The sequence below is a fragment of the Treponema ruminis genome (assembly GCF_014201975.1).
Lineage (GTDB): Bacteria > Spirochaetota > Spirochaetia > Treponematales > Treponemataceae > Treponema_D > Treponema_D ruminis.
Genome location: NZ_JACHFQ010000001.1, coordinates 252,561 through 273,644, shown reverse-complemented (window position 1 = coordinate 273,644; position 21,084 = coordinate 252,561). Strand labels below are relative to the sequence as shown.

The window sequence follows — 21,084 nt, the reverse complement described above, 5'->3', positions numbered from 1 at the left end:
ATGACTATAAAAGATATTGCGAAAGAAAGTGGAGTAGGGCTTGGAACAGTTTCCCGGGTGCTTAACGAACAGAATGGTGTAAGTGAGGCTACTCGTGAAAAGGTTCAGGCCGTAATCGATAAATATGGCTTTGTACTCAATCAGAATGCAAAGCTTTTGAAAACGCAGGAGCGAAGAACTATTGTCATTCTGATAAAGGGTTCTTCAAGCATTTTCCTTAATTCTCTTTTGGAAGAAATTCAGAAACGCCTTGAGCCTTTGCCTTACACAACTGATGTTGTTGTACTTGATGAATATGACAATGAAGCTCAGTGTGCCTGCAGGTGTTTTTACGAACGCAAGCCTGCCGGTATGATTTTCTTGGGCGGAAATCCTGACATCCACAAAGACGATTTTGCGAAAGTTCAGATTCCATGCGTGATTATTTCCAACTTCGCATATTCTGTTGATAATCCAAATCTTTCCAGTGTCAGCATCGATGACCGTGAGGCTGCTGCCGCTATGGCGGAATACCTGCTCAAAAAAGGGCACAGAAAATTCGGTATCATCGGTGGAAACATGGATTCTCCGGAGCCTGCTCGCCGCCGTTTCGAGCATTTTACAAAGACTCTCGCTAAACACGGCCTTGTTTTTGACAGCGAAAAGAATTTCGTTGCCGCAAAGTACATGTTTGAGGACAGCGCACGGGCTGCAAAAACATTACTTAAGCAAGCGCCTGATATAACGGCAATTTTTACGATGGCTGATGTTATGGCCATTGGTGCAATACGAGCTTTAAAAGACATGGGATATTCTGTTCCTGAAGATATTTCTGTAACTGGTTTCGACGGACTGGACCTGGCAAAATTCTCTTGCCCGAGCCTGACGACGATTCAGCAAAAAAAAGACCTTCTGGTGGAGCAGGGGCTTTCCCTTCTTCTGGACCGTATGGAGCACCACAAGCCTTGCAAGCATATTTTGGTTCCTTTTGAATTTATTGAAGGAGAAAGTGTGCGAAACATAGGCGACTAATTCAACAAAAAGGTCTCTTTATGTCAGAACTAAAAAATCGTGCTTCGGGTGTACTCATGCACATCTCATCTTTGCCGGGATCGTGCGGAATCGGTACACTTGGAAAAGACGCATACGCTTTTATTGACAAACTTTGTATAGCGGGGCAGTCATATTGGCAGCTGCTTCCGATTTGTCCTACTGGTTACGGTGATTCGCCATATCAGAGTTTTTCGACTTCGGCAGGAAATCCATATTTCATCGACTTTGAGGAATTGGTTAAGGCCGGCTTCCTGGATTATTCTGATTACGAGCTTATAAACTGGGGCAAGGATGATCAGAAGGTTGATTACGGCCTGCTTTATGTCAATCGAAAAATCGTTTTTGAAAAGGTTCAGAAGAAATTCTTTGCCCACAAGCCGAATGACTATGATTCTTTCTGCATTGAAAACGAAGCCTGGCTCGATGACTACGCGCTTTTTATGGCCATCAAAGACGCACACGGCGGAGTCGCAATGTCTCAGTGGGAAGATGAAATTCGTTTCCGAAAGGAAGGAGCCCTTGCGGCTTTCTCTGCGGCTCACGAAAAGGAAATTTCCTACTATAAAATGCTCCAGTATTTGTTCTTCACTCAGTGGAATAGGGTAAAAAACTATGCCAATGACCATGGAATAAAAATTATTGGTGACTTGCCGATTTATGTTTCAAGCGACAGTGTTGACGTTTGGGCGGCTCCAAAAAACTTCATGCTGGATGACAATCTCAATCCGATTGAAGTTGCCGGCTGTCCTCCAGATTGCTTTGCCGCTACAGGTCAGCTCTGGGGAAACCCTGTCTATAACTGGAAGTATCTCAAGGAAACTGACTATGAATGGTGGAAAGCCCGCCTGGACCGCAGTTTCAAAATGTATGACATCATTCGAATCGATCATTTCCGCGGATTTGAGTCGTTCTATTGCATTCCAGCTCAGGACAAAACCGCTGAGCATGGTGTGTGGCGCGAAGGCCCGGGAATGGATTTTTTTGAGAAAACTGGAATCGTTTCCAAACCTGTCATTGCAGAAGATTTGGGCTTCCTGACTGATGGTGTCCGAAATCTCTTGAAAGCTACAGGTTTCCCTGGAATGAACGTGCTTCAGTTTGCCTTTGATACCCGCGATGAAAATGACTATCTTCCGGAGCATTACATCGATAATTCAGTGGTCTACACAGGCACTCATGATAACGACACGATTCTCGGTTGGACAAAATCTGCCCCTCAGAAAGATGTCGGAAATGCACTTGATTATTTCTCTCTTGAAGCACCGGAAAAACTTCCTGTCGCAATGATGGAAGCGGCTTTGAGAAGTAAGTCAAACACCTGTATCCTCACAATGCAGGACTTAATCGGAAAGAATGAGTCCGGCAGAATGAATACGCCATCGACCCAGAGCGGTAACTGGCAGTGGCGTGCTACAGAGCGCGAAATCGACAGCGTTGACTGGAAATGGCTTAGAAGCGTCACGGAAAGCGCAGAGCGATTGTCGTAAAAATAGAAGGAGAAACTTCGAGTTTTACCCGGAGTTTCTCCATTTACGAATTTTTCTTAAAATTTCTTTTAATCTAAGAAAAACTGATGTATAATATAGCATCATGGACAGCTTTTTTAGAGAAAATGAAGTTAAAACAGATTTACTCACAAAGGCTTATTCCCAGGAAGCCATTTTGGACTATGCCTCTTTTTTAATTGATAATAAACAGCCTTTCAGCTATGTTTTGCTTAATCTCGACAATTTTTCATACATAAAAGATGCTTTTGGTTCGGACATTGCCGATAAAGTCCTGAACAGCATTTCCCTTGAAATCATGGATATTATCGATGAGCAGGGAGTTCTTGGCCGGGGAGTCGATGATGACTTTAGCATCATTTTCAAAGGCCTCACGGAATACGATGAGCTTTGGAACGTCTGCCACACGATTCTTGTTAAGATAAATGAGCTCCAGATTGCAGAAATTGCCGACCAGACCCTCACGCTCACAATCGGTCTTTCCCGCTACCCTGAAAATGCCGAAACCGCCCAGGATTTGCAGTTCTGTGCCGAAAAGGCCCTTTACCGGGGCAAGACAAAAGGCCGCAATTGCTTTGTAATTTACATTCCCGAAAAGCATGCCAATATCATTCCCAAGGACGAAAAGCAGCGGGCTTTGGGCGCAATGAGCCTTCATTCAAACGTATTCAGATTCCTCACGGCAAACGAGGATTTGAGGCTGGGCATCATTTCCCTTTTCAATTTCATCAGTTCTTATTTTGAAGTTGACCACCTCTGCATCCAGACCGAAAAAAAAATCTGCATGCAGAAAATTCATCCTCTTTCAAAAAACAAGGATTTCAGGTACATCCGTCATGATTTGATCCGCTCAAACATGAACAAGCTCACCGAAGTCCTCTACATAAGCGACACCAAAAACCTTATCCGTGCCCACCATGATGACCTTTACGGCGTTCTTGCTGAGCAGGGAATTTCTTCCACCTGTTTCTGCGAAATTTCCTATCGCAATGAAGTATACGGAATGCTGCGTGCCGACATGACCTGTTCTGAGAACGAAAAACGCATGTGGCGCTATTCTGAGATGGACTTGCTGCTTACGGCGGCAAAAACGATAGCTCTTATTTTGCATTACACCGGCAAAAAAATAGAAAACTTATAAACTGGAGCGGTTTTATGAATGAGGATCAGAGAGAACACATTATCGAAGGTCGCAAAACTTTCTTTATTGTACCTGATGCAACTCTTATGCCTGAGACTTTCCTCGAAGACTTTATGGCCCGCGGCTATGAAACTTATATTGTCGGTGACGACCGATACTGTCCGCTCAAGGCTAAAGTTGAAGTAATCATCGAAACTTTCACGGATTCAATTCTTTTCTTCTATATAGATATGCCGATTAAGGGCATCAAATGGGAAAAATACATCAAGGAGCTCCAGGAAAAATACATGGGGCGAATCCTGATTGGTGTCCTTTACGCAAAGCGCCAGTCTGATGAAGAAAAGGCCTGGCTTGAAAAATATTATCTTTTTGACGTAGGAATTCAGTGCGGCTGTATCGCCCTCGAATATCAGAAGAATAAAAATTTCGCCCTGATTGATAAGGTCATGTACGCAAATCAGGCTTGTGGCCGCCGTAAAAACATCCGCGCGATTTGCGATACCCGAAGCAAAGTCAGTTTTGTAACAAAGCACGGCCAGATCAAGGGCAGCATCCTCGACGTCAGCCTCAGCCATTTTTCATGCATTTTCGAAAAGACCCTGGACATCCAGATGTACGAAAAAGTCCCGAAAATGCTCATAAACATCAACGGCCTCCATTTCGTTTCCGATGCCATTTTAATCATGCAGCGTAAAAAGAACGGCGTCATGCTCAATGTCTTCGTTTTCTCAAATTCCATGGGCCAGCAGGGAGTTGAAAGTGACTTGCAGCCGCGTCTTCTGGAGCGCATCTATCAGATGACGAGCGACAAGGCCAAATCCCTCATGCGCTTCAAATTTGAGGAAGCCCGCAAGGACTTAAAGAAATATATGAGCGACGATGATTTGTGGGAAGCAGGCTTCCGCGACTTCGAGCTTTAGCAGATTTTGTTTGAACAGGGCGTTGATTTTCAGTAAAATAGTTCTACTATGGAATTTACACAGGAATCAATCGACGCTCTCGTTGTAAACGAAGTCGAGATTATGAAAAGAATCGCTGCCGAGCTTAATATCCGTATTCAGCAGGTCAGCGCAGTTATCAGTCTGGTGAATGAAGGATGTACAATCCCTTTCATTTCTCGTTACCGCAAAGAAAAGCATGACAACTTGAACGAAGTCCAGGTCACAGACTGCGACCACTTGTTCAAATCCTATAAAAATCTTGAAGAACGCCGCCTTGAAATCGTAAAAGGCATTTTCGCACAGAACAAACTCACAGAATCCCTCTACAATGCCGTAATGAACGCAAAAACACTCACAGAGTTGGAAGACTTGTGGGCACCGTTCAAAAAGAAGAAGAAGACCCGCGGTATGGTCGCTGCAGAAAAGGGCTTGGAGCCATTGGCAGACTTCATCATCGCAGAAAACGACGACGCTGCTGTTGAAGCAGAAGCCGAAAAATACATCAAAACTGACAACGAAGACCCTGCCCTCAATGTTGAAAGCGCAAAAGACGCAATCGCCGGAGCTGAGGACATCATCGCTGAGCGCACAAGCCAGGATACAGACAACCGCGCTGCCGTTCACGACCTTTACATGTCAGCCGGCACAATCCAGACTAAGGGTATCGTTCCTGAAGGTCAGGATGCAACTGTCGCAGAAAACACATCAACTTACAAAATGTACTGGGACTACTCAGAGCCTCTCAATCAGGTTAAGCCACACCGAATTCTTGCAATCAACCGTGCAGAGCGCGAGAATGCTTTGAGCGTTACAATCGACGTTCCTGTTGATGATGCAGTAGCATTGCTCCAGAAACGCGTAAAAATCTCAAACAAATATCATTCTGAGGCAATCGAGGACGGTTTGGTTCGTCTTCTTTCACCGGCTGTTGTCCGCGAAATCCGAAGCGACGAAACAGACGAAGCTGACGATCACGGAATCGGCATTTTCAGCGAGAACCTCAAGAACCTTTTGATGACTCAGCCAATCAAGGGAAGCCGCGTTCTCGGTATCGACCCTGGTATCCGAACAGGTACAAAATGTGCCGCTTTGGACGAAACAGGAAAATACCTGGGCTACTTCAAAATCTATCAGGTTCAGCAGGCTGACGAGGCTTACAACCTTCTTAACGAAGCAATCGACAAGTACGACATTCAGGTTGTTGCAGTCGGAAACGGAACTGGCTCACCTGAGGTTCAGGCTTTGGTTTCAAAAGTCATCAGCGAAAACTATGCTGATTCAGACGTAAAATACACCGTCGTTGACGAATCTGGCGCTTCAGTTTACTCAGCAAGTCCTGTCGCAACAGAAGAATTCCCTGAGCTTGACCTTACAATCCGTGGTGCAATCTCAATGGGCCGCCGCTTGCAGGACCCGCTCGCCGAGCTTGTAAAAATCGACCCGAAGGCTATCGGTGTTGGTCTCTATCAGCACGACGTAAACCAGAAAAAACTTGCCGAGCAGCTTGATGAAGTCGTTGGCCGCGTTGTAAACCAGGTCGGCGTAAACTTGAACACAGCAAGCTACATGCTCCTTAAATACGTTTCTGGAATCAACATGAGCACCGCAAAGAAAATCGTTGCTTACCGTGACCAGAACGGCAAAATCACAAGCCGCGAAGAACTCAAAAAAGTTCCAGGCTTGGGACCAAAGGCATTCGAGCAGTGCGCAGGCTTCCTTAAAATCGCAGAAAGCTCTGACCCTCTCGATAACACCTGGGTTCACCCTGAAAACTATGATGTTGCCCGAGAAGTTCTTGATTTCGTAAAGAGCGGAAAACAGGTTCCGGCAGATACAAAAAAAGCCCTCATCGAAAAATACAACATCGGTGAGACAACTTTGAACGACATCATCGAAGAGCTTGGAAAACCAAACCGTGACCCACGTGACGGATATCCGGCTCCAATCATGCAGAAAGGCGTAGTTAAATTCGAAGATTTGACAGTCGGCATGAAAGTCACAGGCAAAATCAAGAACGTCGTTGACTTCGGTGCATTCGTTGACATAGGCCTGCACGAGACAGCCTTGATTCACGTTTCAGAGCTCAGCGATTCATTCGTTTCTGACCCGATGGACGTAATCAAAGTCGGTGATGTAAAGGAATTCACAATCATCGCGCTCGACAAAGACCGAATGCGAATTAGCCTCTCTCTCAAGAGCGACGCAAATACCCGCCTTGGCCAGACAAACGAAGGCAAAAAGCCGGTTTCTGGTGACGGAAAAAAACGCGTAGTAGTCGTAAAGAAGGGAACTGGAGCCGCAGCAGGCGACAAAAAGCCAGCATTCCAGAGCGATCGCCCGCGCAATAACGGCGGAAACCGCAACTTCGGTTCAGACGACGGAATGTCATACAACCCATTCGCTGCTCTTTTGAAACGATAATCGGCACACGGATGTGCCGCAAAGCCAGTTGACCCGCGAGTTTTGCCAAAGCAAAACTCGTCACGACATGGATGTCGAAGCTTTTGCTAAAATGAAAAAATAGACTGCCGCACGGTCGTGGCGAAAAGCAAGTTGACCCGCAAGGATTCCCAGATCGTTTTTCGGTCTGGGAATTTTTTTTGCGACACGATGTCGCAAAAATTCTCAAAAATCTCCATTTCCTACTAGATAATTGTCGATAATGAGTTATAATTGAGACGTATTCAAAAAGTCTCTATGGTTTTGGATTAAGCATTTTATGGGAGACGAAAAAAATGAAAAAAAAATTATTTTTCATTGGAATCTTTTTTTCACTGTTTTTTTTCAGTTGTTATGACTTTACCAACATTGAAACTCCTGAAACTGTGTCAATTTCAAGTGACGCAAAATATCAGCTTCCTGCAGGAAAAATTTCATTTACTTTAAAAGACAAAATCGATGTCAAAAAACTGAGGGAAATCATCGATAAAAACGCCGGCAGTTCTGCTACTGATGAAGCTTCTTCTGCAAAGGCATCCGCTGCGGCCAAGGCAATCGAGATTTACGATTACAATCCTACTCAAAAAGATGACGCCTTGCTTCAGTTCATCCTCAATTACCCGATCAAGGAAATTTCTCCATTTACTTCGCTAAATTCTGATTTGGGCGACTTCACCTTTGAGCGCAAATTCGACGTTCCTGATTTTAATCAGAGCATTAATTCAAATTTGAGCATTGATAATCAGACTGTTATGGTTCCGGAAGGAATTCCGGGGTCACTCACGGAAATAAACGAAGGGGAGCCTCTTTCTGCCTGGTTTAAAATTACTTCCCCGGATTTTAAGACAATGAAGCTTCGAACCGGAGCCTTGAATATTTCCATTAAAAAGCACGAGGGCACAAGTCCAAGTGAAGATTTTTCTTTGCTGGTTCAGTTTTCTCTGGTCGATAAGACAAATCATGCTCATGTAATTTCCAAGTCGTCTCAGGTTGACTGTGCGAACGGAGCTACAATTAAACTCAACCTGGCAAACGCTGACTTGCTTCCTGAAATGGAAATCCTTATTGACGGCACTCTTTCCGGCGGAACTTTTGCCGTACCGCCAAAAATAAACACTTACGACCTTTCTTTTAGCTTTGACGAGCTGAAACTTTCAGAAATCACCGGCCTCAATATGGATTTGGGCCCGGCTTCCCACATTGACATTTCACAGACCTTCCCTCTGTCAGGCATAAACAGCACATTCAAGCGGGCTTCAATTAAAAAGGGAAGCATGGCTTTTGCCTGTGTACTGCCCGACAACTGGAGCGGAATCAGCTGCAAGAATTCAGAATTCGTGATGAACGGCGGAATTACGATTCCAAAGGAGAATTTCAAAAACACGACTTCGGGTTCAGATTTCTTGAGGCAGGAAGCTGCTCTTGACGGTCTGGTAATTACTCCCAATGACGTCTCGCCAGAGGGAAGTTTCATCGAGTTTGAAGTCAAAGATGCCCATATCATTTTCCATGAGGAAGGGGATGCCCTCACTTTGAGCGGTGCCTGTAAGATTGATGAAGTTGAAGAAGTCATCCTTGATTTGAGCGCGGCTGGAATCGACATCAACCATACTGACGTCGTGGACACCGGCTTGAACATTTCAACGCTTTTGGGCGATTTTTTGGACGGTAACGATTCTTCAAATCTTATCAATAACATCAAATTCCCGGAAATTCCGGCTTATCTTTACATTACTCAGCCGTCGGATAACGAGGCTTTGAAGGCCCTGAGTCTGAAGGGCAAGGTTGACGCCCTCTATACGGCAAACGGCGAAGAAAAGGAATTGAATCTTGCGACCATCGATGAAGAAGGTCTTCCGGTCAAAAACACAAAGACTACTTTTGCAGGCCTAGCCGACGAAAATTTCATGGTGACTTCGGACACTCTTTTTACGCGGGAAAATTATTCCTGCAAGATTGAGGGAATGTCTGAGGTCTTTAATGCCCATCCTGAAAGCCTGAAATTCCGCTATGCGGTCGGTCTTTTGGGCGACAATTCTGAAATCAGGCTCACCAATGATGACTTCCAGATTTTCAAGACTCTTGGATTCAGGATTTCCCTTGCCCTTGTATTTCCTCTCCAGATTATTTTTGATGATGTCACGGATACAAATTCGGAAAGCCAGGGAGTACGTGATAATGTAATTACGATTCCAAACGTCCTTGAGCTTACCGGCAACACTTTTGACGAAGACATGCTCAAGCGCGAAAAATCTTCCGAGGGCGAAGACTGGCTGGATTATACGAAGATTATCGAATACATCGGCTTGGTTTATGAACTGGACAACGAAACTCCTCTGGAAAATATGAAGATCACTTTTGATTTGCAGACCAATCAGTCTTCGGAAGCTGAGGCTGAGCCGGTAAAAATTATCGAGCCGAAAGCCCTGGAAACGAGTGATGGAGAGCATGTCCTCAAATTCACGAACGAGGAAATAGAAAGTATTTGCAAGACTTACCCTGTTATGCCTCTTGTAAAAGTTGAGCTTTGTGATGCAGACGGTACAAGCCTCAGAAGTTTTAACCGTAATGCGCATATAGATTTTAAGGCTTCCCTTGAAATACAGACCAGCGGCCAGATGGTTAAAATCTGGGACAAAAATAAATAAAGTGGAGACGGGACTATGAAAAAGATTTTAACAACTTCACTTTTTGCATTTATTTTCTCTTTAGGGGCAATTTCACTGGGGCATTCCATCGAATTTTCCGGGGATTTGCTGTCTAAGCCGCACCGAGTCTTTGAAATTGGATTTGATTCTGATGCAAAATTTGCGAACAACACTCTGGGCTTAAAGGACATTCTTACAAAAAATGTTGAGATTGATTTGCAGAAAATGGCCAGCGACATGCCCAAATCAGGCTTTGACCTCGGCTTTTATGATTATGAAAAGGGCTTCGTGAATTTAAATATCAGCAGCCGCTTCAGGTTCTCTTTCTTTACGGAACTTGAATCTTCCATGAACCTGAACATTTCAAAAGACCTCTTCGATATTCTTGGTTCCGGAATTGAACTGGACGAGACAAATACCGTTGACGTTAATGCCTGTGCTGACGTTTTCTATACCATGGGAGCCTCATTCCAGACAATCATCAGTGGCTACGGAATCAGATTTACGCCCACTTACTTTGTTCCAATCATGTATGTGCCAAAGACTACGGCAACTGCAAAAACGACCATGACTTCCGAGGGCGTGATTGAGGCTTCGGCTACTGCAAACGTAGATGTTTACACGGCCGTAAATATGAAGGAATACAAGGAAGACAATAAATCTGTCAGCGACGAGGATATCGGGAATGTTCTTTCAAACGGCGGATTCGATTTTTCTTTTGAAATTGAGCGAAACTGGATGCACGGCTTGAACGCAGGCCTCTATACGAGAATTCCTCTGGTGGCCGGAACCCTCAACTATAAAATGAGCACGGTTGCCTATGCCAACTTCTACGAAGACAATCTTCTGGAGTTTGTTACTGACAAGGAAAAGGCAAAGCCTGAGCCAAAGCACGGCCACATAAAGCCCAGCACTTATGGAACTGATAAGGAAGAAGAAGGATTTGAATATTCCGAAGAATCATACAAGGCTTATCGCCCGCTCAAATTCGGTTTGAATGCTACTTATATGCCATGGGGCAAGTGGTTAAAGATTCAGCCGGCAGTCGGTTTTGCCATCAGAAATCCCTATACAAGCGATGCAATTTTCTACATGGAATACGCACTTGACTGTAAGCTTTCTCTGCTGAAGGAGATTTTCAACTTCAACTTTGGCACGGCTTATCAGAATCAGATTTTCCAGCACCGCTTTGGACTGGGCCTGAATATCCGTGCAATCGAAGTTCTGGCACAGGTCAGCATGTGTGGAACGAGCTTCCTTTCTACATTCCACACAAGAGGCTACGGTGTCTATGCCGGTGCAAGAATAGGCTTCTAGGACTTTTTAGAAGACCTGTTTTCCTGCAAAGAAAGTCGCATGGACTTTGCCGCAGAGTTTTTTGCCTTCGAGCGGGGTAGACTTGCCCTTGCTCGCAAAATTTTCGCTGTTTACAATCCATTCCTCATCAGGATTTACAAGAACCAAGTCCGCATTGTAATCTACGGCCAGTCTTCCTGCCTTGAGGCGGAGCATTTTTGCCGCATTTTCGCTCATGAGGCGGGAAACCTGCTTTAATGTGAATCCTTCTTTTTTGACTAAAACCGTATTGCATACAGCAAAAGCCGTTTCGATTCCGCTGAAGCCAGGAGCCCCGGCCGCCTTGTCGTCCTGGGTGTGGGGAGCATGGTCTGTGGCGATTGTATCAACAGTGCCGTCGCGCAGGGCTTCGATTATTGCCCGGCGGTCGTCTTCGCTGCGGAGTGGCGGATTTACAAGGGCCCGGATATTTGGAGCGTCTGTTCCGACAAGTCCCAGATGATGCGGCGTGACTTCAACTGTACAGTCAAAGCCCTCGCTTGTGTTGCCAAGTGCAATTTCTTCTTTTGCACGGCGGACGGCATCCATGCTTGCTTTTGTCGAACAGTGGCAGATGTGCACATGGCAGCCGGCTGTCTTTGCAATCTCAATGTTTCGGATTGTGGCAGTGTCTTCGGCCAGCGCGAGAAGTGAATTTGCCCGAGTGAGGTTGCCGTCAATCTCAAAATTTACGGCTGCAGGAACGTTTGGCGTTTCGATGTGGATTTTTCCGGCAGGGATTCCGTATTGCTTCATAAAGCTGAGTGCCCGCTGGCGGTAAGGTTTTGCCGCCTGAGCCAGAGAAGGATCCTCACAGTGGCAGCTTACGATTATTCCCTTTTCACCGGCCTTTTTCATGGCTTCGAGCATGACGGCTGCTGAAAGTACGTCGTGTCCGTCTTCGGTGATTACAGGAAATTCTTTGCCCTGGAGGTTGTTCAAGCCGCTTGTATCGTTGCCCTCAAAGTTTTTGGTGATGCTGACTGTCTGGAAAACGCGGGCAAGATTTTTGTCATTTGCCTCGTCCATAACTTTTTTGGCAGAGTCAGAATCAGAAATTACCGGGCTTGTGTTGGGCATGAGGACGACGCTTGTGTAGCCGCCCGCAATTGCCGCATGGAGGCCGGAATCCAGGTCTTCTTTTTGAGTCTGGCCGGGATAGCGAAAGTGAACGTGCATGTCGATGAAGCCCGGCATGACTGTCATTCCCTTGGCATCGTAAAATTCTGGCTTGGTGTCGGCCGGAGTTTCAGCCAGAAAGGCAGAAGCGTACATGATTGCAGTTTTTGCAGTCTTGCATTCTCCCAGAAAAACGCCGCGGATTTTACCGTCACCTATAATCAGCGTTCCCGGGCTGTCGATGTTTGAGTCTACGAGCCTGGCATTATAAATAATCAGAATTGAAGAGTCGGCCATAATTTTCTCCTGATATGTTGTCTAGTCGATTGACCCTGCTGTGTAAAGGGCATCGCAGTATTCACACGCATACTGGGCCTTTTCGCGGTTGACCAGTCTGAATGACGGCGTGACATAGTGCTCTGTGACAGTGATGCAGCGAGGATTTTTGCAGTGGATTACGTTCTCGACCTTTTCGGGAAGCTCCATCTTGATTTTGCGGACGATTTTTTCGTCTTTGATTACGTTGATTGAGATGTTGGGGTCGATAAAGCCCAGAACCGAGTAATCGATGTTGATGATATTGTCGATTTTGATGATGTCTTTTTTGCCGGTCTTTTTTGAGGCTACGTTCATAATCAGAGCGCAGGAAAAATCAGCCTTGTCCAGTCCCAGAAAGTGGAAAATCTGAGGACCGAAGCCAGCCTTGATGTGGTCGATTACAAGACCGTTTTTGATTGTATCTACGTTTAGCATAAAATCTCCTTACAGTACTCCGACAAGTTTTGCAATCAAGGCCATGCGGACGTACATGCCGTATTTGACCTGCTTGAAATATGCGGCCCTTGGGTCGTTGTCTACTTCCGGGGCGATTTCGTTAACGCGTGGAAGAGGGTGAAGTACAATCATGTTTTTGCGGGCGAGTGACATTTTCTGGTTGTCCAAAATATAACTGTCCTTGAGGCGGATGTAGTCCTGTTCGTTGAAGAAGCGCTCCTTTTGAACTCGGGTCATGTAAAGGATGTCCAGGTCGCCGATAACTGATTCCAGTCTTTCTGCCGTGGTGTATTCGATTCCTGCTTCGTCAAGTTCCTGGGTGACGTATTCGGGAACCTGAAGCTCGTTCGGGCTGATGAAAATATATCTGTTGTTTTTGTAGCGGCTCATTGCCTCTGCCAGTGAGTGAACCGTGCGTCCGAATTTGAGGTCGCCGCAGAAGCCGATTGTGTGTCCTTCAAAACCGCCCTGAAGTGCCCGGATTGTGAGCATGTCGGTGAGAGTTTGCGTGGGGTGATAGTGGCCGCCGTCGCCTGCATTGATAATCGGGCAGTTTGAGTACTGGCTTGCTACGAGGGCTGCACCTTCCTTGGGATTTCGCATTGCGATTACATCAACGTAAGAAGAGACCGTGCGGATTGTATCTGAAAGTGATTCGCCTTTTGCCGTGGAAGAATTTGCCGCGTCAGAAAAGCCTTCGACCGCACCGCCCAGGTGAAGCATTGCCGCCTCAAAAGAGAGCCTGGTTCTTGTGCTTGGCTCAAAAAAAAGTGTCGCAAGAATTTTCCCGCGACACACATCTGAAAATGAATTTGGGTCAACAATAATTTGTTCTGCAAGACCGCAGATTTCGTCGATTTCTGAAACGGTAAGATCGTTTGGTTTGATTAAATTTCTTCCCTTTAACATGATTCGATTTTAGCATATAATTTAATTTATGGAAATGGAAAATAAGAGCTATTATGAAGATAAAATTCGTGCAATAGATGCAAAAGTTGAGGCAATCAAAATCGCTTTTTCCCCGATGACTTTTCAGGCGATTCGAGCCTTGATTGAACTCGGCCTGCTGCAAAAGATTTCAGATGCCGGTGACAAAGGAATTTCAATCAAAGAACTTTCAGAAGCTTCCGGCATTTCAGAATACGGAGTCGGCGTGCTCGTAGAAATGGCTCTCGGTATGGGAGTCGTTAAAATTAATTCCACTTCTGATGAGGAAGCAGACGGAAAATCAGGACTTGGTAAGCTTGTCCTCGGTAAAATCGGCTGGTTCCTGCTCGAAGATGACTGCACCCGCGTCAATTTCAACTTTACCAACGATATCTGTTACAAGGGCGCTTTCAATCTGATTGATTCGGTCAAAAAGGGCAAGCCTGAAGGACTCAAAAACTTCGGCGACAAGTGGACTACGGTTTACGAGGCTCTTTCAACCCTTCCTGAGCGAGAGAAAAAATCATGGTTCGAATTCGACCATTTCTATTCTGACGTCGCTTTTCCGGAAGCCCTTCCTATTGTTTACGCCAAAAAGCCAAAAAATCTTTTTGACATCGGCGGAAACACAGCAAAATGGGCCATTACCAGCTGCAAATATGACCCGGACGTTCATGTTACAATCGTTGATTTGCCGGGTCAGACTGCTGTTGCCGAAAAAAACGCAAAAGATGCCGGTTTTGCCGACAGAATCAGCTTCGTGAGCGGGAACGTTCTGGACAGCGAGACAAAACTTCCTGCCGGAGCCAATGCCGTCTGGATGAGTCAGTTTTTGGACTGCTTCAGCCTGCATCAGATTACCAAAATCCTCACAAAAATCTACAACTCGGTTGATGAAAACTGCGACATTTTCGTGATGGAGCCTCTCTGGGACATGCAGAAATACGAGGGCGAAAGCTACGCTCTGCAGGCCACCAGCCTTTACTTCACCTGCATTGCAAACGGAAACAGCAAGATGTACCGCTACGGCGAGCTGGTCGAGGCAATCGAAAAGGCCGGATTCCAGCTTGTAACGGCACACCACAACCTGGGCAGCAATTTTTACTCAATCCTGAATTTTAGGAAGAAATAATGAAGGTTTATGTAACGAAATTTGCAAGTTATCAGCCTTCTCAGGAAAATCCGGGCGAAATGCCAAAACTTGAATATGTTGACGCTCTTTTCCGCCGCAGGCTCAGTCAGATCAGCCGCATGACCATTGAAGTTGTCCACTCTCTTCTTGAAGGTGATCCGGAAAGCTCAGGACTCAAGCTTGTCTTCGCTTCTTTTCGGGGCGAGATTGCCCGCCAGCTTAAAATCAACAAGGGCCTGGTCGAAGATGCCGACGTCATGCCGGCTCAGTTTTCGCTTTCTGTCTTTAACACGCCGCCTGCCGCCACTACGATTGCTTTGGGAATGAAGGCCGGCTACAATGCGATTTACCCCAGCGAGGATAATTTTTTATCCGCTTTGACTGCCGCCGCGAGTGGTATTTTAGCCGCTTCCGAAAAAAATGTGATTTTTGCCTACGCAGACGAAAAAATCCCCGAAGAATATTCCAAGTGCAGGGGCTACAGTCAGGATTTGCCGCTAGCCTTTGCCTGCCTGCTTTCTGCTGAAAAATCTGACGGCGCAATTGAAATTGATTTTGAGGACGAAAAGTTTTCTTCAATAAAGCCGCTTGAATTCCTTGATTATCTGAGAGTTTGTCAAAATGGACGAAAATAAAGAGCTTCTTTTCCCTGAAAAAAAAGTCACGAACTATCCTCTGTATTTTTACCGGATTTTCGGCAAGATTTTTGCCCTTGTGATTTTCGGCGTGGGAACGGTTTTGCTCGCCGCTCTTTGTTTTCCTATTTGCAAGCTGATTTTCCGGCCCAAGACTAAGTTCCGCTACCACACCCGCTATTTGATTTACATTCTTTTTAACGTCTTCATAAAATTCCTCTGGCTTCTGAGAGTGATTAGGATTAAAGTCGATAAAAAAAATTACCTCAACAAGCTGGAATCTGCCATTGTCGTTGCAAATCATTCGGCCTATCTTGATTCTTTTGTCATGCTGGCCCAGCTCAAGCACGCAACAATTATTCCAAAAGCTTCTCTTTCAGAAAGAAACGTCATGAAGCTGGTCATCAACGAGCTTTACACTCCAAATTCCGTGCCCTTTGACGAGATTGTCGAACGTGCAAAGGAAGATTTTGCCAACGGAAACACTCTGATTATGTTCCCGGAAGGTACCCGCAGCACGCCATACGGTCAGAATTACTACAAAAAAGGTGCCGCCCGCATTTCTCTTGCCACCGGAGTGCCTATAATTCCAGTTTACATCGGCGGAAACAGCAAAAAAGGTCTTGGAAAGGGCGATAAAATTTTCGAATACAATCATTCCAGCATCTATTCTTTTGACTTGCATATAAAGGAGCCGGTTTATCCCGATGAATTCAAGGATTTGCCAGGTCCGATTGCGGCAAAACGCCTGACTGACAAAATCCGGGACATTCTTTCGGACGAGGCGAACGCCCAATACCGCTATTAAAATCGTATTGCCTATAAAAAAACAAACCTTTATAATAGGAAGAATCTATCTTATTTGCAGGAATTTATCATGGACGAACTTAAACAGCAGATCAAAGAATGTATTATTTCTTCTCTCGAACTTGAGGATATTAAACCTGAGAATATCGTTGATTCTGAGCCACTTTTTGGAACTGGTCTTGGGCTCGATTCAATCGACGCATTGGAGCTTGGCGTTGCCCTCAAAAAGAAATTCGGCGTAAAATTTAATGCAGAGAATGCTGATACCCGCGAGCACTTTGCTTCTGTTGATGCTCTCGCCGCTTATATTTCTTCTGAGAGAGCAAAAGCCAACTAATTTAGACGGAAACAGCTATGACAAAAGACGAACTTTATTCAAAACTCAAAGAAATTCTCATTAATGATTTTGACATCGACGAAGATTTGATTAAGCCGGAAGCCCTCATTCAGGAAGATTTGGAGCTTGATTCCATTGATTCTGTCGACATGATTGTAAAAGTAAAGCCTCTCCTCAACAACAAGATTGAACCGGATGCTTTCAAGTCTGTCAAAACGGTGCAGGATGTCGTAGATATCCTTGAGCCGCTTACAAAGTAGTGAAACTTTTTTCAAAAATCCTTTTTGTAATCCTTTCAATTCTCTATCCGGCCGTGGTTTTTTCCTGTCTGGTGATTTTCCACGTGCCGCTTAAAGTCTTTTCTCTTTTCGTGGTTTTTATCGCCCTCGTCTACCTCTTGCTTGCAACTGGTGGCGGGGGAAATCTTTCTGCCCGGCTCAAAAAAAATCTTCGCCTGCTGGCCAGCGCGGGCCTGCTTCTTTTTGCAGGAATTTTCTGCCTTGCCACCGGAAAGACTCTTTTCATCAAGCTTTACCCGGTTCTGATGAACCTGATTTTTCTCTTTACTTTCGGCTCGACTTTGTTTTTGCCGCCCAACATCTGCTTCCGTTTTGCCTGTCTTGCCCAGAAAAATCTTTCAAAATCACACATAGCCCGCCGGGTCGAAAATTACTGCTTTAAGGTCACTCTGATCTGGTGTGTGTTTTTTTTCTTAAACGGAACTGTAGCTTTCTACACAGTTTTCTGGAAAAGTGATAAAATATGGTCCATATACAACGGCGGAATTTCCTATCTTCTGATGGGGCTTCTATTTACCGTTGAATTCATTGTCCGAATGGTGGTTAATTCAAAAATGCCTAAGCTTTCTTACATCACAAAATTTAATGCAAAATCTTATCCGCTTGAAAAAGTTGTCTGCTACGAGCACAAGTGGAGCGACAAAAAATATCTGACATGGGGCGATTTCCTTACTGAATCTGCAAAAATCCGAAACTTCATCAGGGATCAGGATTCTCAGTCTGGAACTTGCGAAAAGTGGATTCTTCATTGTGAGGATTACTGGCATTTTCTCTGCTCTTTCATCGCCCTTCTTCAGTGCAAAAAGGAAGTCCTGCTTACGGCCAACATCAGCCCGAAGTTTATCGAAGAAATTAAAGAGGGGGCTGGCGGAAAGGTCAATTTCTTTACCGACCAGACCGAAGTTGAAGGCAAAAAGATTGAAGATTCAATTTTCATCCCAAAGATTGTCGAAGAGGCAAAAGAGCCTTCTGAATCAGAAAAAATGAATGTACCGGAAATCATTTCCGACGAAACTAAAATCCTCATGTTCACTTCCGGTTCAACTGGTCATCCAAAGGCTGTTCACCAGCGCATGACCGAGTTTGAGCTTGATAACGCCTTTATCCTTTCAAAATGGTACGAGGAATTTGCTTCCCGCAAGGTTTGTGCGGTCAATTCCCAGCACCACATTTACGGCTTTTTGTTCACGATTTCTCTTCCATTCGCAGCCGGAGTTCCATTCCGAAGAAAGCGCGTGGAATTCCCGGAAGAATTTGAAGCCCTTGACGATGAATCTTACATGATTATCGCAGTTCCAGCTTTCTTAAAGAGAACCTGTGCCGAGATGGGCGAAAAACGCCTTCCCCTCAAAAATCCATGGATTTTCTCTTCGGGCGGAGCTGTCTCACCGGAACTTGCAGTCGATACAGAGCGGGTTTTCGGTTTCTGTCCGCTTGAAGTTTACGGCTCAACAGAGACTTCCGGCATCGCTTACCGCCAGCAGACAAAAAACGGCCTGGTCTGGACTCCTTTTGACAACGCAAAAATCTGGCTGGACAAGGACGACGGCTGCCTTACAATCATTTCGCCATACATCAAGGATCCGGCTGGCTTTAAAACCGGCGACCTTGCTGAAATGCACGAGGACGGCACCTTCCTTCTAAAAGGCCGGGCTGACTCAATCGTTAAAATCGAAGAAAAACGTATTTCCGTCACAGAAGTTGAAAACCGTCTGCTTTCAACAGGTCTTGTCGCTGACTGTTCAGTAGTTCCGATGTCGGACAGGCGGCAGTATCTTGCGGCGGCTCTCGTCCTCAACGCTGAGGGAAAGGCGAAATTCGAAGGAATGGAAAAATATCTGATTAACCGCTATTTCCACGACTATCTTTTGCAGTTCTTTGAAAATGTAGTCCTGCCAAAAAAATGGCGTTATCTTGAAAAGCTTCCGACCGATGTTCAGGGCAAAAAGCACAAGCCTGAAATTCAGGCCCTCTTTACTGGAGAAGAAAATTGATTCACGGAATCGGCGAAGAAGAAGTAATTGAAAAATCAGAAAGCTCAGTCTCACTCAGGGTAAAAATCCCTGCTGAAAGCGATTATTTTGACGGTCATTTCCCGGCTTTCAAGCTTCTTCCGGCTGTGGCCCAGATTGACTTGCTTGCTCATTACGCCCAAAAATATTTCGGCCTGCCCCTTTCAACGCCCAGCATCAAGCGCTTTAAATTTTCTGGCAAAATTTTGCCGGACACAGTGGTGATTTTCAGCATCCACTATGACAAAGAAAAGGGCAGGGTTACTTTTGAAGTGACTGACGCTTCAGACGGAAAATCTTATTCCAGCGGAGGATACAGTGTCTGACTTTAATCCAGTGATTTTGATTCCTGTTTACCGGCACGGAAAGGCTTGCGCCGAGGTCGTTGAGCAGATTCTTCAATATAATATCCCGATTATTCTCGTTGATGACGGAAACGCCGAGGAAACAAAGGCTTATCTCCGTCAGATTAAAGAAAAGCACGGCGAAATCGAGCTTGTCACCCTGGCAAAAAATCAGGGAAAGGGCGGGGCTTTCAAGGCTGGCACAATCCGTGCAAAGGAACTTGGCTATTCCCACATCCTTCAGGTTGACGCGGACGGTCAGCACGACAGCACAAAAATTCCCCTCTTCATTGAAAAGGCAAAGGCTTCTCCTGACAAAATGATTTGCGGCTATCCTGAATACGATGAAACGGCTCCCGGCCACCGCAAAAACGCCCACAAATTCGCAAATACCTGGTGTGCAATCGTAACATGGAGCGGAAAAATCGTAGATGCCCTGTGCGGCTTCCGGGCTTACCCGATTGAGCCGGCCTATCGCTTTGTTACAAAAAAAATTTTCGACAAGCGAATGGGCTTTGACGTCGAAATTCTTGTTCAGCTCATGCAGTCAGGCCTTGACGTTGAATTTTATCCGGTCAAAGTCACTTATCCGAGCGATGGAATCTCAAATTTCCACGCTTTCCGCGACAACGTGCGCATTTCCTGGGTCTTCACAAAACTCTGCCTCAAGATGTTCCTTCTTTCACCCGTCATGCTCTGGAGAAAACTGTTCCGATGAGCGAAAATACCCAGTGGTACGAAGTAAAGCAGAATCATAATCTCGGCTATGCACTCATGTTTTTTGTGCTCAAAATCTTTCCGGCAGGATTCATGCGTTTTCTCGCCTTTCCGATCGGATTTTTTTATTGGGCATTCGGAAAAAAGACGAGGCGGATCTCAAAAGATTATCTGCGCCGCGTTGCCACCGGCAAAACTTCAACTTTCAGGCACATTTCTTCCTTTGCGCTAAATCTTGTTGAAAACGTTCAGAGCTGGGCTGGAAAATTCTCCTTCAAGAACGTGACCTGGCAGGACGATGACGTTGGCGACCTAGTTGCAAACATCAACGCAGGAAGGGGCACTGTAATCGTCATCTCCCACCTGGGAAACGCCCAGATGATGAAGGGACTTGCCAGCATGGGCGAAAGCGGCACCGAGCGCAAGATGAACATCACCACGATTTCCGACGCAAAAATCTCCAGCGGATTCAACGCACTTTTGAATGAAATCAATCCGGATTCATCATTCAATCTGGTGAACTCAAACGACATCGGCCCGGAAACAATCCTGCTCCTTCAGGAAAGACTTGAAAAGGGCGGAGTTGTCGTAATTGCAGGCGACCGGGTGAGCGCGCACACAGACCGCAACCTTGAAATCGATTTCCTTGAGGCCAAAGCCCGCTTCCCATACGGAGTTTTCCTGCTGCTCGCCCTTTTGAAGGCCCCGACATATTTTGTAAACGGTCTTCGCCACAAGGATTTTACCCTCAGCCCCAAATATGACATGTTCGTAAAGAAAAATCCCCTTGATTTTGACTGCCCGCGAAAGGAACGTGAGGCCCGGATCCGGCAGACCGCAGAAAATTACGTGCAAAACCTCGAAAAACTCTGCAAAATGCATCCATATCAGTGGTACAACTTTTTTGATTTCTGGTCTGGAACGAATGATTGACGGCGTG

At 45.6% G+C, this 21,084-nt stretch carries 19 protein-coding genes; 16 read left to right on the top strand and 3 right to left on the bottom strand.

The genetic code is table 11. The features are described 5' to 3' along the window. From HNP76_RS01040 to HNP76_RS01010, 7 genes are all read left to right on the top strand, one after another. A complete protein-coding gene (locus tag HNP76_RS01040) occupies nt 1-1,011 on the top strand; it encodes a LacI family DNA-binding transcriptional regulator (RefSeq protein WP_184656571.1) in 1,011 nt (336 codons plus the stop codon). A 20-nt stretch (nt 1,012-1,031) separates the two neighbouring features. Then, nucleotides 1,032-2,519, top strand: coding sequence for a 4-alpha-glucanotransferase (gene malQ, locus HNP76_RS01035; protein WP_184656569.1), 1,488 nt, complete (start codon nt 1,032-1,034; stop codon nt 2,517-2,519). A gap of 103 nt (nt 2,520-2,622) precedes the next feature. After that, nucleotides 2,623-3,678: a GGDEF domain-containing protein gene (locus HNP76_RS01030; RefSeq protein ID WP_184656567.1), complete on the top strand. Its 1,056-nt coding sequence runs from the start codon at nt 2,623-2,625 to the stop codon at nt 3,676-3,678. Between the two features lie 14 nt (nt 3,679-3,692). Further along, nucleotides 3,693-4,598, top strand: a complete 906-nt coding sequence (locus tag HNP76_RS01025) for a hypothetical protein (protein WP_184656565.1) — start codon at nt 3,693-3,695, stop codon at nt 4,596-4,598. A 48-nt stretch (nt 4,599-4,646) separates the two neighbouring features. Next, nucleotides 4,647-7,040 (top strand): helix-hairpin-helix domain-containing protein, encoded by a 2,394-nt coding sequence (locus HNP76_RS01020; RefSeq protein WP_184656563.1) that lies wholly within the window; start codon nt 4,647-4,649, stop codon nt 7,038-7,040. Between the two features lie 314 nt (nt 7,041-7,354). Further along, nucleotides 7,355-9,706 (top strand): hypothetical protein, encoded by a 2,352-nt coding sequence (locus HNP76_RS01015; RefSeq protein ID WP_184656561.1) that lies wholly within the window; start codon nt 7,355-7,357, stop codon nt 9,704-9,706. 15 nt (nt 9,707-9,721) lie between these two features. Further along, nucleotides 9,722-11,023, top strand: coding sequence for a hypothetical protein (locus HNP76_RS01010; protein ID WP_184656559.1), 1,302 nt, complete (start codon nt 9,722-9,724; stop codon nt 11,021-11,023). Between the two features lie 6 nt (nt 11,024-11,029). Here the strand turns inward: HNP76_RS01010 and HNP76_RS01005 are convergent, their stop codons facing one another. From HNP76_RS01005 to pyrB, 3 genes are read right to left on the bottom strand one after another with little or no spacing between them, the layout of a single operon-like run. After that, nucleotides 11,030-12,457 carry a dihydroorotase gene (locus tag HNP76_RS01005; protein WP_184656557.1) on the bottom strand — a complete coding sequence of 476 codons (1,428 nt, stop codon included), beginning with the start codon at nt 12,455-12,457 and terminating at the stop codon, nt 11,030-11,032. A gap of 21 nt (nt 12,458-12,478) precedes the next feature. Then, nucleotides 12,479-12,913 (bottom strand): aspartate carbamoyltransferase regulatory subunit, encoded by a 435-nt coding sequence (locus HNP76_RS01000; RefSeq protein WP_184656555.1) that lies wholly within the window; start codon nt 12,911-12,913, stop codon nt 12,479-12,481. Nucleotides 12,914-12,922: 9 nt separating this feature from the next. Next, a complete protein-coding gene (gene pyrB, locus HNP76_RS00995) occupies nt 12,923-13,843 on the bottom strand; it encodes an aspartate carbamoyltransferase (protein ID WP_184656553.1) in 921 nt (306 codons plus the stop codon). A gap of 28 nt (nt 13,844-13,871) precedes the next feature. Here pyrB and HNP76_RS00990 point away from each other — a divergent pair, with 28 nt between their 5' ends. The 9 genes from HNP76_RS00990 to HNP76_RS00950 all read left to right on the top strand — a co-directional run bounded on the left by HNP76_RS00990 (nt 13,872) and on the right by HNP76_RS00950 (nt 21,077). Next, complete coding sequence (locus tag HNP76_RS00990; protein WP_221301041.1) at nt 13,872-14,993, top strand: class I SAM-dependent methyltransferase; 1,122 nt, start codon at nt 13,872-13,874, stop codon at nt 14,991-14,993. Then, nucleotides 14,993-15,628 (top strand): beta-ketoacyl synthase chain length factor, encoded by a 636-nt coding sequence (locus HNP76_RS00985; RefSeq protein WP_184656551.1) that lies wholly within the window; start codon nt 14,993-14,995, stop codon nt 15,626-15,628. Before HNP76_RS00990 ends, HNP76_RS00985 begins: the two co-directional genes overlap by 1 nt. Then, nucleotides 15,615-16,436: a lysophospholipid acyltransferase family protein gene (locus tag HNP76_RS00980; protein ID WP_184656549.1), complete on the top strand. Its 822-nt coding sequence runs from the start codon at nt 15,615-15,617 to the stop codon at nt 16,434-16,436. The genes HNP76_RS00985 and HNP76_RS00980 overlap by 14 nt, the downstream gene beginning before the upstream one ends. Before the next feature lie 69 nt (nt 16,437-16,505). After that, on the top strand, nt 16,506-16,772 hold the full coding sequence (locus tag HNP76_RS00975) for a phosphopantetheine-binding protein (protein WP_184656547.1): 267 nt from the start codon (nt 16,506-16,508) through the stop codon (nt 16,770-16,772). 17 nt (nt 16,773-16,789) lie between these two features. Then, complete coding sequence (locus tag HNP76_RS00970) at nt 16,790-17,032, top strand: acyl carrier protein (RefSeq protein WP_184656545.1); 243 nt, start codon at nt 16,790-16,792, stop codon at nt 17,030-17,032. Beyond that, nucleotides 17,032-19,065 (top strand): AMP-binding protein, encoded by a 2,034-nt coding sequence (locus HNP76_RS00965; protein WP_184656543.1) that lies wholly within the window; start codon nt 17,032-17,034, stop codon nt 19,063-19,065. The genes HNP76_RS00970 and HNP76_RS00965 overlap by 1 nt, the downstream gene beginning before the upstream one ends. Beyond that, entirely contained in the window at nt 19,062-19,409 is a 348-nt protein-coding gene (locus HNP76_RS00960; RefSeq protein WP_184656541.1) for an ApeI family dehydratase, read from the top strand. Before HNP76_RS00965 ends, HNP76_RS00960 begins: the two co-directional genes overlap by 4 nt. Then, nucleotides 19,402-20,145 carry a glycosyltransferase family 2 protein gene (locus HNP76_RS00955; protein WP_184656539.1) on the top strand — a complete coding sequence of 248 codons (744 nt, stop codon included), beginning with the start codon at nt 19,402-19,404 and terminating at the stop codon, nt 20,143-20,145. The genes HNP76_RS00960 and HNP76_RS00955 overlap by 8 nt, the downstream gene beginning before the upstream one ends. Then, the gene (locus HNP76_RS00950; RefSeq protein WP_184656537.1) at nt 20,142-21,077 is read left to right on the top strand and encodes a lysophospholipid acyltransferase family protein; all 936 of its coding nucleotides are present in this window, start codon (nt 20,142-20,144) and stop codon (nt 21,075-21,077) included. The genes HNP76_RS00955 and HNP76_RS00950 overlap by 4 nt, the downstream gene beginning before the upstream one ends. Nucleotides 21,078-21,084 lie beyond the last annotated feature (7 nt).